Source organism: Rhizobium sp. PDO1-076 (assembly GCF_000247475.1).
Lineage (GTDB): Bacteria > Pseudomonadota > Alphaproteobacteria > Rhizobiales > Rhizobiaceae > Allorhizobium.
In genome coordinates this window covers 1-15,809 of record NZ_AHZC01000010.1, presented here as the reverse complement: position 1 = coordinate 15,809, position 15,809 = coordinate 1, and the positions used below count along the sequence as shown (strand labels likewise).

Below are 15,809 nucleotides of genomic sequence, written 5' to 3'. Positions count from 1 at the left end.
GCTCCCGTCCACTCGAAGCGGACTAGCCCGCATGGCGTCGATCCATGCGCGCGTCTCACCAAGAACCTCGTCGGATAATTCAGGGTCATCGACCGCTCTGGCAAGGATGACGGCCCCGACCATGGCCGCCCAGCTTCCGATCGCTGCGCGGCGCTTGTCGGGTGCCCCTTGTTGCGGGAGGGCCTTCTCCATCCGGGCGATCTGGGAGCGCAGTCCTTCGGTCATGGCGGCTTTCGCGGCTGGCGTCTGGTGACGAACTGCTGCGGCGAGACCTGCCGTTGGGCATCCATTGCCGGCATTATCCCGGTGACGGGGCGCCAGGTAGGAGCGGACGAAACCGCTGAAGTCGCCGTCTCCGACGGCGTCTCCCTCAAGAGCATGCGCCAGCGTCTGCGCTACCAGGTCGTCCTTTGAGGCGAAGTGTCCATAGAAGCCGCCATGGGTCATGCCGGCAGCCTTCATGACCTCCGCGACGCTCACCGCATCGAACCCCTTGTCTTTAAACAATCGGCTGGCGACATCCAGAATCCGGCGTCTGTTCTCCGCCATCTGCTCTCGGCTGACCTTCATTTTCAAAATTCTCCGAACTGGCCATTGACATTTACATGATGGCCATCATATTTAAAACCAATCATGATGATTGTCATGAATATAGGATCAACAATAGAAAAGAGCAATCCAAAATGAGTCAGATTCCTGCAGTCCTGATCACCGGCGCCTCTACAGGCATTGGCGCAACCTATGCCGAACGCTTCGCGCGCCGCGGACATGATCTGGTGCTGGTCGCCCGGGATGTTGCGCGCATGGAGGCGCTTGCGAGCCGTCTGCGCGAGGAAACCGGCGTGACGATCGATATCCTTCCGGCCGATCTCACCCAGGCTGAGGATCTTGCAAAGGTCGAGACCAGGCTGCGTGACGACGCCCGCATCGGCATTCTCGTCAACAATGCGGGGACGGCGATCGGCGGAAGCTTCGTCGACCAGAACGTCGATGACATGACCAAGCTCGTCGCCCTCAACGCGACCGCACTTGTCCGGCTTGCCGGCGCCATTGCTCCGCGTCTTGCCAAGGCTGGCGAGGGCGCGATTGTCAATATCGGTTCAGTCGTTGGCCTGGCACCAGAATTCGGCATGACCGTCTATGGCGCGACCAAGGCTTTCGTGCTCTTCCTGTCGCAGGGGCTGGCACACGAACTTGGCCCCAAGGGCATCTACATCCAGGCAGTACTTCCCGCCACGACCCGTACCGAGATCTGGGATCATGTCGGCGCCGACGTCAACGCCATGAGCAATGTCATGGAAGTCGGTGATCTGGTCGATGCGGCCCTGGTCGGTTTCGACCGCCGCGAACCGGTGACAATCCCGCCGCTGCACGACGGCGGCCAGTGGGACGCGCTCGATGGCGCCCGCAAAGCCATGCTCGGCAATCTCGTCAACGCGCTTCCTGCCGAACGCTATCGCACGCAGGCGTGAGCTTTACGCAGTCGGTGAACCAATGCCGACCCAGAGAAAATATAATAGGTATATCATGACCAAGACCACGCTTTTCGAACCCACAACCATCGGTGCCATTACCCTTTCAAACCGGATCGTCATGGCGCCGCTGACCCGCAACCGTGCAGGCGCAGGCTTCGTGCCGGGCCCGCTGACGGCAGAATACTATGCGCAGCGTGCTTCGGCCGGTCTGATCATTTCCGAAGCAACGCAGATCTCTCAGCAGGGGCAGGGTTATCAGGACACGCCCGGCATCTATACGAAGGAACAGATCGAGGGCTGGCGCAAGGTAACCGCCGCCGTGCACGAAAAGGGCGGACGCATCGTCCTGCAGCTCTGGCATGTCGGTCGCATCAGCCATGTCGACCTGCAGCCCAAAGGTGGCCAACCCGTCGCGCCCTCGGCCATTCGCGCCGCGACCAAGACATTCGTCCACAATGCCTTCGTTGATGTGTCCGAACCCCGCGCGCTGGAGATCGCTGAGCTCGCCGGCATCGTCAACGACTTCCGTAAGGCTGCTGCCAATGCCATCGAGGCGGGTTTCGATGGCGTCGAGGTCCATGGCGCCAATGGCTATCTGCTCGAGCAGTTCGCCAAGGACGGCGCCAATGTTCGCACCGACGCCTATGGCGGTTCCGTGGAAAACCGCGCGCGCCTGATGCTCGAAGTCGCCGCTGCGGTGGCGCAGGAAATCGGGCCTGAGCGCACCGGGATCCGGATTTCACCGGTCTCGCCCGCCAATGCTATTTCCTCTAGTGATCCCCAGGCGCAGTACGACTATATCGTCGATCAGCTCGAGGCGCTCAGCATCGCCTACATTCACGTTGTCGAAGGCGCGACTGGCGGCCCGCGCGACGTGGCGCCGTTCGATTACGGATCGCTGCGCCGCCGCTTCAGTAAAACCTATATTGCCAACAATGGTTATGATCTCGAGCTTGCGACATCGCATCTGGCGGATGGCACGGCGGATCTGATTGCCTTCGGACGTCCGTTCATCGCCAATCCGGATCTTGTCGAACGGCTGCAAAGCGGCGCGCCGCTGGCTGAGATGAACCCGGCGACACTCCATGGCGGCGGCGCTGCCGGCTATACCGACTATCCGCGCTTGACCGAGACTTCCGGCAATTGAGCCATCAGGGGCCGCATTTCGGTGCGGCCCCGGCAATGCCGACCATAATCAATCGCTGACAATCAAAGGCAGCGCGGCCAATGTCGCGCGCCAGATCGAGAACAAAGCTATGGCGACCTTTGCATCAAAAGGACAGAAGACTGCATTCGTGACCGGTGCCTCCAGCGGCATCGGCAAGGCGGCGGCACTGGCGCTCAGCCGCGCAGGCTACCGGGTGATTGGCACGAGCCGCAAGGCGGCTGCCGGCGAGATCCGCGATGGCATCCGCATGATCGCTTGCGACGTGACCTCTGACGCCTCCGTTGTTGCTGCCGTGGCGCTCGCCCATGCAGAACTCGGCCGCATCGACCTCTTGGTCAACAATGCCGGCTACGCCATCTCCGGAGCCGCCGAAGAAAGCTCGATCGAGCAGGTCGGTGCGCTGTTCGACACCAACTATCTGGGCGTCGTCCGGGTAACGAACGAAGTCCTGCCGATCATGCGCCAGCAGGGCAATGGGCGAATCCTGAACATCGGCTCGGTCGTCGGGCTCATTCCCGGTCCCTTCGGTGCCCACTATACGGCGAGCAAGCACGCGATCGAAGGCTATTCGGAATCCCTGGACCATGAAGTGCGGCCGTTGGGCATCCGGGTCGCGGTCATCGAGCCATGGGCCACCAAGACCTCCATCGAAGCCAACTCACCACAAGGCGATCGTCCCGTGGCGGTCTATCGCGAGACATTCGCCCGCTACCAGGCCGCGTTCGCTGCAGCCATGGCAGGCGGTGACACGGCGGACGCTGTCGCAGCGACGATTGTTGCGGCGGCGCAGGCCAGGAAGCCACGGCTGCGTTATCCCTCTGGTAAGGAGGCCCGACAGACCGCGTTTGCAAGGCGTTTCCTCCCACGCGCGCTGTTTGATCGCATCCTGCGCAAGCAGTTCAACATCGCCTGAGGCAGTATTCTCACTCCATCGGCCCGCGCGCGGGCAAAGAGCTGGCCCACCATGACTGACGCACCCATGACCGCATCGACAAATGACTACCGCTACGCTCAGAATCGCTTCGTCAGCGTCGGCAAGATCCGCTTTGCCTATCGCGAGCTGGGTCCTCGCGGCGGGATCCCGCTGGTTTTGCTCAATCACTGGGGCGCGGTGCTGGACAATTTCGACCCACGGATTGTCAATGGGCTGGCGACCTCCCACCACATCATCGCACTGGACTATCAGGGGATCGGCCTTTCCGGCGGAACGGCCCCATTGACAATCGATGAAATGGCCCGTGACGTCATCGCCGTTGTTGGCAAGCTTGGCTTTGCCACGGTCGATCTGATGGGGTTCTCCCTGGGCGGCTTCGTGGCGCAGGATGTTGTGCTGAAAGCCCCCGGTCTGGTGCGCAAGCTGATCTTGACAGGTACGGGTCCTGCGGGTGGAGCAGGCATTGAACGGGTCGGAGCCGTCTCCTGGCCGCTTATCCTCAAAGGCATGCTGACATTGCGCGACCCGAAGACCTACCTGTTCTTCACATCCTCCACCACGGGCCGTCGGTCAGCAAAAGACTTTCTGGCGCGTCTGAAAGAGCGACAGCTTGATCGCGACAAAGATCCGACACCCCGTGCCTTTCTGCGCCAGCTTAGCGCCATCAAAGCCTGGGGTCGTCAGGCACCGCAGGATTTGGGGCGCATCGGTATTCCCGTTCTTGTGGCCAATGGGGACAATGACATCATGGTGCCGACATCCAACAGCCACGATTTGGCCCGGCGCATGCCGAATGCCGAGTTGGTGATCTACGAGGATGCAGGCCATGGCGGCATCTTCCAGTACCATACCGAATTCGTGCCGAAAGCGCTGGCTTTCCTGGCCGCCTGACCTGATAATCGTTTCATACTGGAGAAAACCCGTGAAAGCCTTCGTCGTCGATAAATACAAAAAGAACGGCCCGCTGCGCTTGGCCGACATGCCAGATCCTCAGATCGGTGCCAACGATGTGCTGGTTCGTATCCACGCCACCGCGATCAACCTTCTCGATTCCAAGTTGCGCGACGGCGAATTCAAGCTGTTCCTGCCCTATCGCCCGCCCTTCATTCTCGGTCACGATCTGGCCGGAACGGTCATCCGGGTCGGCGCTAATGTACGGCAGTTCAAGGCCGGCGACGAGGTCTATGGCCGTCCGCGTGATCATAAGATTGGGACATTCGCTGAAATGATCGCGGTCGACGCAGCAGACCTCGCGCTGAAACCGAAAAGCCTCTCCATGGAAGAGGCCGCATCAATCCCGCTGGTTGGACTGACCGTCTGGCAGGCGCTCGTCGAAGTGGGCAAGGTCAAGCCCGGCCAGAAGGTGTTCATCCAGGCCGGTTCCGGCGGTGTCGGCACCTTCGCCATCCAGCTCGCCAAGCATCTCGGCGCCAGCGTGGCAACAACCACCAGTGCCGCGAATGCCGAGCTGGTCAAAAGCCTCGGCGCGGATGTGGTGATCGACTACAAAACGCAGGACTTCGAGCGGGTGCTGTCCGGATACGATGTGGTGCTCAACAGCCAGGACGCCAGGACGCTCACAAAGTCACTGAACGTGCTGAAACCGGGTGGAAAGCTCATCTCGATCTCTGGTCCGCCGGACGTCCCCTTCGCCAAGTCCCTGCGGCTGAACCTCGTCCTGCGCCTTGTCATGCGGATGCTGAGCCGAGGCATTCTGAAGAAGGCAAGGAGCCGCGGCGTCGATTATTCCTTCCTCTTCATGCGCGCGGAGGGCCAGCAACTGAGGGAGATCGCCACGCTGATCGACGCTGGCGTCATCCGTCCGATCGTGGACAAGGTGTATCCTTTTGCGAAAACGGCTGAGGCTTTGGCTTATGTCGAGACCGGGCGGGCCAAGGGGAAGGTTGTCGTTGGCGTTTTACAATGACCGTCTCGCTAGCATACAGGTAGCTTTTTCGAAGCGTGATGTCCGCTTCCATGGCTTATGGGACAGGAGCGGACTGTCTCCTGGCGGCCCCGTTTCGGTCGGCGCGATCTCTGTTCAATGGCCGCTTCTGACGTAAACGGAGACTGTCAATGCGGGGGCCTGAGCCCAAGGAGAATTTATAAGTCTCCGTGGGCTCAGGCCCCCGCAACCAGTTCCAACATAAAAGTCTCACCTCTCCCATCTAACGGGGGCGGTTTTTGCGTTTAATGCTCGCCGTCATTGTGACTTTGCCCCGCTAAACAACTGATATCGTGATGTCAATTCGTCGGATGGGTCGCACGATTTGGTCCCCAACTTGGCTTTTGGGGTCTTAAGTCAGCTCTGCTTGCCGGTATGTGGTTAAAGGGCTTCCGGTCTAGGATACGTTCCCCTGCAGTTCATTTTGCTGGATACCACCACGTTGCAGGCTTCGCATCATCCTGGAAAGCGAACCTGGTTTCAGAAACGGATATTACTCCTCCATCCTGAAATGCGATCAGTAGGAAATCATCTGTCCCGCCCGTTGTCTCGACCGAGGCAACCGCATCAGCAAGAGTCCCGTACTCAGGGGGGGCATGTGATTTCCTGACTGCAAGATAAGACGGTGCTGACGTGCCCCACAGCTCTTGCGCTTCACGAAGGAGATCGTCTATCGCTCGGAGTCCGCTGCCTGCACTTAGAGGGCCAAAGTGGAAATGCAAAAGAGTGGGACCGGGGTTGGGCGCGTAATCCATCCGGCATCCATATCCTCCACAGATGATAGCGCAAATACGGCCTCCTCCTCCAGGCCCCCAAAACTTTATTTGGAGACCATCCTCATCGAGACGAGATAAGGGAATAGAATAAACATACGAATAAAGGTCAACGGGCAGCGTTCTGAGTGTTTCAGCCCGTGAACCCAGAATAGTCTTGTTGCTGATGGGGGCTTCCTGACAAAACAAATTGCTGGCTGCGAACGCTATGCTCTCTGACCTCAGATCGAATGGTAATCCTCCCGTTTTTTACGGGGCCGGTCAGTAGAATTTACGCTGCCATTTTCAGTTTCTGCCTTGGGGTAATGCCCGCCGATGGCCATATTGGGTCGGTCATTGTTATATGTCCATAGCCACCGTGTGGCGTGATCCTGCACGATCCTTGATGGTACCGAAGATAAAACATTCCAGCCATTCGTGTCGGACCGTCCGGTTGTAGCGCTCGATGTAAGGGTTCTGTTGCGGCTTGCCCGGTTGGATGTGAGTGATGGTGATGTTGCGCTTTTCCGCCCACGCCAGCAGCGTGCCGCTGATATATTCCGGGCCATTGTCGACCCGGATGACCTTCGGCTTACCACGCCATTCGATGATCCGGTTGAGGGACCGGACGACCCGCTCGGCGGGCAACGAGAAATCGACCTCGATGCCAAGCCCCTCGCGGTTGAAGTCGCCAATCACGTTCAGGGTCCGAAACGAGCGGCCGTCGGCAAGCTGATCGGCCATGAAGTCCATCGACCAGGTCCGGTTGGGTTGTTCCGGCACCGCCAGAGGCTCGGGCCGCTCTCGTATCAGCCGCTTCCTGGGCCTGATCCTGAGGTTCAGTTCCAGTTCACCGTAGATGCGGTAAACCCGTTTGTGGTTCCAGCCAAAGCCCTTGATGTTGCGCAGATAGAGAAAGCACAGTCCGAAACCCATGTCTTCCTGGCCGCCGTCAGGCGCAACAGCCAGTCGGCAATCTCCTCGTTCTCACTGTCGAGCTTGCGTCCATAACGATAGCACGTCTCGCTGATCGAGAACGTCCGGCAGGCGAGTGCCACGCTGATGGTGTGATTCTGAACGGCTTGCATGGCCATCCCTTGGCCGATAGGCAATTGCCTGCATTTGCCGTAAGGCTCCTTGCGTTGAGACGGCCTCAGCGCTTTTTCCAAGCGCTTCCTTCAGCAGGTCGTTCTGCATGCTCAGTTCCGCATACATCTTCTTCAGCCGCCGGTTCTCGTCCTCCATACTCTTCATCTGCGCCACCATCGAGGCATCCATGCCACCCAGCCGCGCCCGCCATTTTAAAAACTGGCGTCGCTCATGCCATGCTCCCGGCAAAGCTCCGCCACAGGAATGCCGTCCTCCGCCTGGCGCAGGATCGCCATGATCTGCGCGTCGCTAAATCATGATGTCTTCATCGGAATCTTCTCCAAAATCATTGTGAGAAAATTCTACTTTTAAACCCCGTTAATTTGCGGGGGGATTACCCCCCCAGCGGGAGCAACTTGTTCATGACGGCTGAGGAACTGCGAGAATACGCCGACAAGATCGATACGGCGCGTGCCTCAGCTGCTTTCAAGGACATGCGCACCGCGGAGGATGCGAGAAAGCTGGTGATGGATAGAATGTCCAAGCGGATCGAAGTCACCGATAAGATGAGAGCCAATCTGTTGGCCCGCATAAAGGCGGTGGCCGTGGACGGGAAAACCGAACTGATGGTTCTACAGTTCCCTGTCGAGCTGTGCACCGACCAGGGTCGTGCGATCAATAACAACGACCCTGATTGGCCGGAGACTCTGACGGGCGTCCCGCGTCAAGCCTACGAAGTGTGGCGTGACAAACTGAAGCCGGCCGAATACCGTCTCACCGCCATGATCGTGGAGTGGCCCCAGGGAATGCCTGGAGATGTCGGCCTCTTTCTCGGGTGGGGCAAGGCAAAAGCTATTTGAAGGCGGAACACGCGCTGCAACCAATACACGTCAGTCAGTCCGCAGAACCAAACCGATAACCGTTTTGCATTGTCGAATTCTGCCATGTGTGCTCACAGCCAAACCTGCCTGTTCTGCGTGAGCAGGTGGCTGATCAATGCCGCGGCGGGATGTGGACAAAGGCACTGAATTGCATCTGCAGAACGTGCCGATCCTTCTAACCCGGGAGATGTTCGACGCTATGCCAGCCCTTCCTCTCATATCCAGCCTCAGAGAATACCGAGCTGAGTGGCTTCGGTATGATCTGACATCCGGGCTGGCCATCGCCGCGGTTGGCTTGCCAAGCGCGATTGCCTATCCTGCCCTTGCAGGCTTGCCGCCGGAAGTCGGCATATATGCAAGCATCATGTCGGTTCTAGGCTATGCTCTTCTGGGCTCTTCGCGGCAACTCATCGTAGGCCCGGACGCCGGCACGGTAACGATGCTTGCAGCGGTCTTGGTTTCTTTCGGTCTCGCATCGACTGCCGAAAACGTGATGGCTTCCGCGGCCATAGCGGCGATCGTCGGCCTCTTCTGCTTTCTAGCAAGCTTCCTTCGGCTTGGCTTTATCGCGGACCTCCTGTCGCGACCGATCCTGACGGGCTTTATGACAGGTATCTCGCTGTCGATCCTCGTTGGGCAGATCGGCCGCCTCACTGGCGTGAAAATCGAAAGCGACGGGCTGTTCGGGCCGATTGCCGAAATCGTCTCGAAGTTGGACCTGATCCACTGGCCTTCCCTTGGCCTGGGTATCGGACTGTTCATCCTCCTCCGGCTGTTAGGCGCATGGCGTCCGTCCATTCCCGGACCGCTTGTCGCCGTGGCACTTGCGATCGCCCTGTCCTATCTGTTTGATTTCAAGGCGCTGGGAATTCGCGTAGTTGGCGACGTTCCTTCCCAGCTGCCGTGGCCAACGATACCGTTTCCACGCGGTGTGCCCATCGACGAACTCCTGCTGGGGGCCGCGGCCGTGCTGATCATGAGCTTCGGTGCCGGCATCGTGACGGCGCGCAGCTTTGGAGCCAAAAACAGATATCCCGTCGATGCCAATCGGGAACTGCTCGGATTTGGCGCGGCCAACCTTGCCTCGGGATTATGCGGCGGCTTCGCTGTCACTGCCTCCGATTCTCGTACTGCAATCAATGATCTCATGGGCGGGAAAACCCAATTGGCGGCAGTCTTCTCAGCCGCCGCCCTGGCACTCACGGTCCTTTTCCTGACCGATGCGCTGGCCATCCTGCCCACGCCCGCACTCGGGGCTGTCTTGGCTTCGGCAGCAATAGGCCTGATCGATCTGCGAACCTTGAGAGACTTGTGGCACATCAGCCGGATCGAGTTCTCTTTTGCGCTTATCAGCATTGCGGGAGCACTCGGCCTCGGGGTCTTGAAGGGCGTGATCGTCGCGGTGGTTGCGACATTGCTCTATCTTGTGATGCAGGGCATGCGGCCGCGCGACGCATTGCTGGGCCGCATTCCCGGGCGCGACGGGTTCTATAAGCTGCATCGATATGCACAGGCAAAGCCAGTCCCCGGACTGGTGATCTATCTTCTCCAGGGAAGCATGCTTTTTTTCAATGCCGATTACGTCAAGAGCCGGGTTGAAGACATTTTTGCAAAAATGGGAGCGGATACCAAAGGATTCATCTTTGACGCAGGCGCGGCTGCCCAGATCGACAGCACCGCAGCCGCTATGCTCGATGAGATACGGGCAATGGCGGAGGAGCGGGGCATGAAGTTCGCGATCGTGGAACTCCATAGCGAGCCGCTTGACGTGCTGGAACGTTCTGGTGTCCTTGTCAAAATAGGCTCCAATATGATTTTCGATGATATGGATGAGGCGGTGACGGCGTTGTCGGCAAACACTGACTCACCCGCCTTTCAGGGAGCTGAAGTGCAATCCGGGTGAGCGCCAGCAATGCACCTGGAAATGTAGGGCCTATCACACTGCGTTTGTTACTCACTCCCAGAGGACGGAAAGATGCTTCTACAGATCACTACGGCAACTGGAGTGCTGCTCGCCACTATCGTCATTCACGGTGCGGCGGTCATGCTTTTGTTTCGCATGGCACGGGAACCCGTTTCGAACCCGCAGAACCTGCGTGGGTACGCCCGGCTGGGTGTCAGTTGTTTTTTTGTCGCCGGCTTCGTGATGGCTCACATGATCGAGATCATGCTGTGGGCGGCGGCCTACAGGCTGGCAGGCGAATTGCAGAGCTTCGAGGAAGCTACATATTTCTCGGCGATTACCTTCGCGACGATCGGTTACGGGGACGTCACACTGTCTGACGAATGGCGGCTTGCCAGCGCCATAGAGGGCGTGAACGGGATCCTCCTGTTCGGCTGGACCACGGCATTTCTATTCAAAGTCTCCGAGATAATGTGGTTCTCGCGGAATACTCCACGTGAAATCATCGCGCGCTCGTAACATAAGACGCTACGCGAGCGACCCCTCCGCTTTCAGCGATCACTGCATCGAGGGATCGTTCTACTTCTGATCCAGACCAAAAGGTGCTGTCATGCAGGAAACGAGCAGCAAGAATGGCGGGCAACAGCAGGTCATCGAGACCGCGCTGGCATTGTTGCTTGTTTCCGCACTGCTGGGCGCAACCTTATGGGTATTGCTGCCTTTTGTCGGTGTCCTGACCTATGCCGTGATTCTCGCCACGGCAACAGCAGGGCTGTTCGATCGAATGGTTGTTCTCCTGGGCAGCAGGCGTCTGGCTGCGGTCAGCTTCGGCGTTATCGCTGCGGCCATCATGATCGTCCCGCTGATCTATCTCTGCTCCTCCATCATCAACCATATCGATGTCGCCGAAACATGGCTAAGCGAGGCCAGCAGTCGCGGCATCCCCAATCTGCCTGAGTGGATTTCAACTCTCCCGCTGCTTGGAAAGAAGGTGACGCCGGTATGGCAGGAGTTTCAGCATGACGGACTGGCTTTGTTGCAGCGCTACGAATCCCAGTTGGCCGCCGCGGGACACTGGCTTCTCAGTTTCAGCGCGGGTCTTATGCTGGCTGTCCTCGAGATACTCCTGGGCGTGATCGTAGCAGCAATGATTCATGCCTCGCGCACCCCTGTGCTCGGGTTCATTTCCCAAATTATGGCCCATATAATCGGCCCGAGAGGACCCGCAGTGCTGAATGCCGCAGCGAAAGCCATCAAGGGCGTTGCGATAGGAGTGATCGGAACGGCCTTGCTCGAGGGCGTGTTTGCCTGGATCGGCTTCGTAGCCGCCGGCGTTCCGGGTGCAATCGTGTTGGCCGCCGTGACGTTTTTCCTGGCCGTTATCCAACTCGGACCAATTCTGGTATGGGTGCCGGTGGCCATCTGGCTTGGTTCCCAAGGGGAGACGGGATGGGCGATTTTCACCGTCGTGTGGGGCATCGCGGTGCTCATTGGGACAGACAATATCGTCAAGCCGATGTTAATCGCGCGCAGCGGACAGTTGCCGCTGCTGGTGCTATTCGTCGGAGTGATCGGCGGGCTGGCAGCGTGGGGCTTTACCGGTATGTTCATCGGCGCAACGACGCTGGCCATCCTTTGGACCGTGCTGCAAACCTGGATCAGATCCAATGATGATGAGCATTTTACCGGGTGAAGTTCTTCTGCTCCTGCACGGAGAATTCTGGTTTCACCCGGCAGTGGAGCGTACCAAAGTACGTCTGGCCTCCCGGACACCGGGTGAGCGATCATATCCCCAATTCAGCGTTCCACGGCGCGCATCTCCCCACGCCTTGGGAACACACGCACATCCTACAGTCGCTATTCCATGAAATCTGCTGAACTATGTTGGCGGTTGCTTACTCTTCCACGATGTCCCATTGGTCGCCGGGATTGAACGTGCGTATCCCGCTTGCTAGGTCGGAAGTGCGATCTCCAAGATCCGCTTCGTAGACCACACCGCTCTTGTTGACCACAAAGGTCTTCACGCCGGTGATTCCGTATTTCACCGGCCAGGCGACCAATCCGAAACCCGCAATCATGTTGCCGTTGATGATATAATCGAACTTGCCACCGGCGACTTTCTCTCCCTGTCCGGTGAGGATCCGGAAGCGATAGCCGTTATAGCCGAGCCCGGCCTTGGCCTTTTCCAGGGCATTGCCATCGACCAGTGCCGGGCCGGCCGGGCTGTCTTCGCCATCGCCCTGCTCTGACGGCCAGTACAACCCATCGTGCTGCCCATCGCTGCTGATCAGCTTCTGGGCATATTCCAGCACGCCGTCGGCGTCGTGATCTTCGGACATGTAGTCCTCCTGTGCATCGACATAGGCCCGTACTGTGCCGATGGTCGAGAGTTCATTTTCCCCGACGCGGCGGTCTGCGATTTCCTCAAGTCCGGCATAGGTATCAAACACCCACTTTCCGCCTTCCGTCTTCACCAGAGGGAATGGCAAAGGCCAGCGCTGCTTTCCGATCTCCAGCACCTTGCCGCCTTCCCGGTCCTCGACGGCAGTACTTTCCTTCACACCGACCTGGATCGCCGCATAGTTGCCAGTTGCTCCATCGCTCGCCTTGGCTTTCGCCGCATCGAGACCGAGCAACTGGGCCAGCTTCTCGAAATCGCCCCCGTTGACGGCCATTTTGAAAGCCTCCACCGCCTGCTCGGACGTGTCGAACTCCGGTGGATTGTCTGTCGACATATACTCCTGGAGCGGCGGATCATTTTCCTCATCCGCAGCAAGAGCAGGTCCCGCCAGCGCTATTCCGCCGAGAACTATCGAGCCGAAAATGGAGAGTATCAGTTTTTCGCGGGCCATTTTCATCATCGTCAATTCCTGATCCCTCTGTGTTACCGGCCGCGTCCGCCGCCACGCCCGCCACCGCCGCCACGATTGCCGCTCATCGACTGCGGCCGACGCTGCCCGCCCCCAGTCATCGATTGCCGGCCGCGGTTTGAAGCCGCCTGTGTCTGCCGTTTATTGTTCACGTTTCCAACGGCGGAACGATTGCTGGAATTCCTATTGACCTGCGAACCCGGTTTCGGCTTGGTTGCCTTGCGGTTAACGTTCTTCGGCTTGTTGGAAACCTTGTTGCCCGCCGCCTGACGATTGGCCGCTACGTTCCCACTATTTTTTCGTGCTGCAGCTGCCTGGCCCGCTTTGTTGCCAACGTTACGATTGGTATTAGCCGCCCGATCCCGATCAGCACGCTGGCGATTGGCATCGACCTTGCTCTTGCGAACGTCGTCCACCGTTACCTTGGGCTTGCTGGTCAAGCGCTCGCCGCCGGTTCGGCGCACATCCTTGGCACGGTTGGCAATGTTGTTGCCCCGGTTTGCCTTGAAATTGTTCTTGAACGTGCTGCGGTCGATATTGGCGAGCTGGTTCTTGTCGAACTTGATCTTCGATCGGTCAAAGTTCTTCCAGTCGACATCGCCCATCTTGAACTTGTCACGATCGATATCGATGTCATTGAAGCACTTGTTGCAATCGATATCGACATCGCCGCCATTCCATCGGCCACCCCAGACCCCCCAATCGTCCCAATCAATCACCGAGGCCCAGATCGCCGCGCCGGTGATGGCGGCTGCGAAATACGGCGCCGAGGGATAATAGTAACTCGGATAGGGCTCATCGTAATAGGTGATCGGCGCATGAACGTAGCCGGGCTGGTAAAGCATTTCCGGCTCGTATTTCGGGACGTAAATTTTTTCCGGGTCGGCGGCCTGGATAACGACATTCTCGCCCTGGGTTTCGACCTTCACCTTCCCGTCCGTCTTGATGACACCGCTAGCCACGGCTTTGTCGCGAAGGTTCTGGATGGCGATCAGCACATCCTTCTGCTGGTAGGACAGCGCGCTGCCGAGTGCCTGTGTCCAGTCGAGGTCATCGCTCATCATCTTGACGATTTCGGGATAGTTGAGCAGCGAGATGATGCTGTCATCCCAGCTTTCCTTGGGATTGAGGTCCTTGTCCTTCGTCTTCTGATCGAGGAAGCGCTGAGCCTCGACGGTCTGCAACGGATAAAGCGAAGCGGAAGAGACCAGTGCCACCAGCTCATCCGGATAGAGTGCAATTCGCGCCACCAGCACTTCGAGTTCGTCTTCGGAGAGCAGATCCGGCGTTTCATCCGGCTTATCGTCACTCGCCGCTGCCGCTGCAGCCTGCTGCGCCCCGGCTCGGCTATTCGCACCAGCGCCAAAGCCGATTGCCAGTGCAAGGAGGACTGCAGAGACGGAGCGTAGATAGATCGAAAGTCCGTGGAACTTCATCACTTCAATCCTCACGTTAGGCGGCACCCACGATGCGGCTCAGCTAGGGGGATTTGATACCACCACGGAATGGATCCCGAATGGGCTCCGGCGGCCGGTTTGGGCAGCCAGAAGGATCAAATCCTGCGGTGATCCTGCGCATTTATCTTGACGAAAGGTAGCATTTAGCCCGTAGATAAATGTAGCTTTGCGTGCGTGATGCCGTCAATCGCTAATGCTTAGCCGCTTCTAATATATAATGTCTCGCCGGTCATCAACACGGTGGATACCGTGTGCAAGTGAGAAACAGGGCCTGATCAGGCCAAGCTGCGGTAGCGACAAGCAAAACAAGTCACGCATGGCAAATCCTCCCGCCATGCAAGACCATTCGCATGACAGAGCTCATTCTCTCCGCCAGCGCGTCTATGATGATGCTGGCGTCATGGTTCGCGGCCGGGTTGTTTGGCGGTCCGCAGACGCCAAAGTATAGGCGGGCGCGTTTACCACGTTCCGGATGTTATTCAGGCTTGGTGTTTCGTCCCTGCCCGGTAATGCGGCGCAATCGGTTTCCACGCGAATCCTGTTTGTGGCGATTGCGATCGTATACACATTGCCGATGACCGCCCTGTTTTGGAGAGTTCATGTAAGAGACAGGACGAATATGAGTCAGCAGGAGCGCATGTTCGTTTTCTTCAAAGGGCTGAAGCTGTTTCGTCCCCAAAAGGAAGGAATTGGAAATATGTCATTCAAATCTCTTGCCGAGGCAATCCGCATGGCCTCGCAGCCGCTGTTGGCTTCATCCTCGTGTTTTCTTCCTCCCTGGTTGCTCAAGCGCATTCTGCTCAGATCGCCGGCGACTTCCCGTTCATCATAACCTGTGAATACAAGGGTATGACCCACGCATTCTATCTGTCGCGGGTCGATGCCGACGGTCTGGCCACTTACATAACCCCCAGCAGGCGGGCAGGAACGATATCTGTGGAGGGAACCGCAAAAGCGTTGGGCGAATCGATCGGGGGGAGTTGCCTGGGCAAAACGATCCAAGAACTCCGCGCCTCGGGCCAAGCGCACGATCTCTCGCGATAGTTGATGGGTTTCGACGCACTCACATCATCCTGGATCGACATGAACTTTGGGGAGCTCCGGCAGCTCTCTCGGGGATGTGGCGGGGGACAATCATTCGATTGCGTGATGGCCTTGTCGTACCACTGCCGTTGGGTTTCCACGCCAAGATGCGCCCGCGTTTCGGCGAAGGTGACCTCGATTTTCCAGCGTTGAACGAAGTAGGCAATGATCTGAGCGGGCTCAAGGTTGACATCGGACACAGGCAATAGGCGCATGAGTTCTGATCAATGAGGACGCGTATAAAGAGACCTG

13 protein-coding genes and 1 pseudogene are annotated in these 15,809 nt (G+C 58.3%); 10 read left to right on the top strand and 4 right to left on the bottom strand.

Annotated elements, in window-relative coordinates:
- Positions 1 to 570, bottom strand: a 570-nt coding sequence (locus PDO_RS00775) for a TetR/AcrR family transcriptional regulator (RefSeq protein ID WP_007596593.1), incomplete at its 3' end; no start/stop codon positions are given.
- Positions 571 to 683: 113 nt separating this feature from the next.
- Here PDO_RS00775 and PDO_RS00770 point away from each other — a divergent pair.
- From PDO_RS00770 to PDO_RS00750, 5 genes are all read left to right on the top strand, one after another.
- Positions 684 to 1,472, top strand: a complete 789-nt coding sequence (locus PDO_RS00770) for an SDR family NAD(P)-dependent oxidoreductase (RefSeq protein WP_007596591.1) — start codon at positions 684 to 686, stop codon at positions 1,470 to 1,472.
- Positions 1,473 to 1,527: 55 nt separating this feature from the next.
- Complete coding sequence (locus PDO_RS00765; protein WP_007596589.1) at positions 1,528 to 2,622, top strand: alkene reductase; 1,095 nt, start codon at positions 1,528 to 1,530, stop codon at positions 2,620 to 2,622.
- Positions 2,623 to 2,731: 109 nt separating this feature from the next.
- Positions 2,732 to 3,556 carry an oxidoreductase gene (locus tag PDO_RS00760; protein ID WP_007596588.1) on the top strand — a complete coding sequence of 275 codons (825 nt, stop codon included), beginning with the start codon at positions 2,732 to 2,734 and terminating at the stop codon, positions 3,554 to 3,556.
- 66 nt (positions 3,557 to 3,622) lie between these two features.
- Positions 3,623 to 4,468 carry an alpha/beta fold hydrolase gene (locus PDO_RS00755; RefSeq protein WP_037072139.1) on the top strand — a complete coding sequence of 282 codons (846 nt, stop codon included), beginning with the start codon at positions 3,623 to 3,625 and terminating at the stop codon, positions 4,466 to 4,468.
- Positions 4,469 to 4,499: 31 nt separating this feature from the next.
- The gene (locus PDO_RS00750; protein WP_007596586.1) at positions 4,500 to 5,504 is read left to right on the top strand and encodes an NADP-dependent oxidoreductase; all 1,005 of its coding nucleotides are present in this window, start codon (positions 4,500 to 4,502) and stop codon (positions 5,502 to 5,504) included.
- A gap of 1,062 nt (positions 5,505 to 6,566) precedes the next feature.
- Here the strand turns inward: PDO_RS00750 and PDO_RS00745 are convergent.
- A pseudogene (locus PDO_RS00745) lies at positions 6,567 to 7,659 on the bottom strand (IS3 family transposase).
- A 126-nt stretch (positions 7,660 to 7,785) separates the two neighbouring features.
- On the opposite strand from PDO_RS00745, the gene PDO_RS00735 reads away from it, so the two are divergent.
- From PDO_RS00735 to PDO_RS00720, 4 genes are all read left to right on the top strand, one after another.
- Positions 7,786 to 8,223, top strand: coding sequence for a hypothetical protein (locus tag PDO_RS00735; RefSeq protein ID WP_007596580.1), 438 nt, complete (start codon positions 7,786 to 7,788; stop codon positions 8,221 to 8,223).
- 220 nt (positions 8,224 to 8,443) lie between these two features.
- The gene (locus PDO_RS00730) at positions 8,444 to 10,147 is read left to right on the top strand and encodes a SulP family inorganic anion transporter (protein WP_458574630.1); all 1,704 of its coding nucleotides are present in this window, start codon (positions 8,444 to 8,446) and stop codon (positions 10,145 to 10,147) included.
- Positions 10,148 to 10,219: 72 nt separating this feature from the next.
- Positions 10,220 to 10,666, top strand: a complete 447-nt coding sequence (locus tag PDO_RS00725; protein ID WP_007596576.1) for a potassium channel family protein — start codon at positions 10,220 to 10,222, stop codon at positions 10,664 to 10,666.
- Positions 10,667 to 10,757: 91 nt separating this feature from the next.
- The gene (locus PDO_RS00720; RefSeq protein ID WP_007596574.1) at positions 10,758 to 11,840 is read left to right on the top strand and encodes an AI-2E family transporter; all 1,083 of its coding nucleotides are present in this window, start codon (positions 10,758 to 10,760) and stop codon (positions 11,838 to 11,840) included.
- Positions 11,841 to 12,042: 202 nt separating this feature from the next.
- Here the strand turns inward: PDO_RS00720 and PDO_RS00715 are convergent, their stop codons facing one another.
- Complete coding sequence (locus tag PDO_RS00715) at positions 12,043 to 13,008, bottom strand: DUF2950 family protein (RefSeq protein WP_007596572.1); 966 nt, start codon at positions 13,006 to 13,008, stop codon at positions 12,043 to 12,045.
- A 23-nt stretch (positions 13,009 to 13,031) separates the two neighbouring features.
- Positions 13,032 to 14,453: a DUF3300 domain-containing protein gene (locus PDO_RS00710; RefSeq protein WP_007596570.1), complete on the bottom strand. Its 1,422-nt coding sequence runs from the start codon at positions 14,451 to 14,453 to the stop codon at positions 13,032 to 13,034.
- A 777-nt stretch (positions 14,454 to 15,230) separates the two neighbouring features.
- On the opposite strand from PDO_RS00710, the gene PDO_RS28865 reads away from it, so the two are divergent.
- Positions 15,231 to 15,518: a hypothetical protein gene (locus tag PDO_RS28865; protein ID WP_244426318.1), complete on the top strand. Its 288-nt coding sequence runs from the start codon at positions 15,231 to 15,233 to the stop codon at positions 15,516 to 15,518.
- Positions 15,519 to 15,809: the final 291 nt, after the last annotated feature.

Coding starts and splice junctions, on each gene's coding strand:
- PDO_RS00770 (WP_007596591.1), top strand. CDS start 684: ATGAGTCAGATTCCTGCAGTCCTGATCACCGGCGCCTCTACAGGCATT.
- PDO_RS00765 (WP_007596589.1), top strand. CDS start 1,528: ATGACCAAGACCACGCTTTTCGAACCCACAACCATCGGTGCCATTACC.
- PDO_RS00760 (WP_007596588.1), top strand. CDS start 2,732: ATGGCGACCTTTGCATCAAAAGGACAGAAGACTGCATTCGTGACCGGT.
- PDO_RS00755 (WP_037072139.1), top strand. CDS start 3,623: ATGACCGCATCGACAAATGACTACCGCTACGCTCAGAATCGCTTCGTC.
- PDO_RS00735 (WP_007596580.1), top strand. CDS start 7,786: ATGACGGCTGAGGAACTGCGAGAATACGCCGACAAGATCGATACGGCG.
- PDO_RS00730 (WP_458574630.1), top strand. CDS start 8,444: ATGCCAGCCCTTCCTCTCATATCCAGCCTCAGAGAATACCGAGCTGAG.
- PDO_RS00725 (WP_007596576.1), top strand. CDS start 10,220: ATGCTTCTACAGATCACTACGGCAACTGGAGTGCTGCTCGCCACTATC.
- PDO_RS00720 (WP_007596574.1), top strand. CDS start 10,758: ATGCAGGAAACGAGCAGCAAGAATGGCGGGCAACAGCAGGTCATCGAG.
- PDO_RS00715 (WP_007596572.1), bottom strand. CDS start 13,008: ATGATGAAAATGGCCCGCGAAAAACTGATACTCTCCATTTTCGGCTCG.
- PDO_RS00710 (WP_007596570.1), bottom strand. CDS start 14,453: ATGAAGTTCCACGGACTTTCGATCTATCTACGCTCCGTCTCTGCAGTC.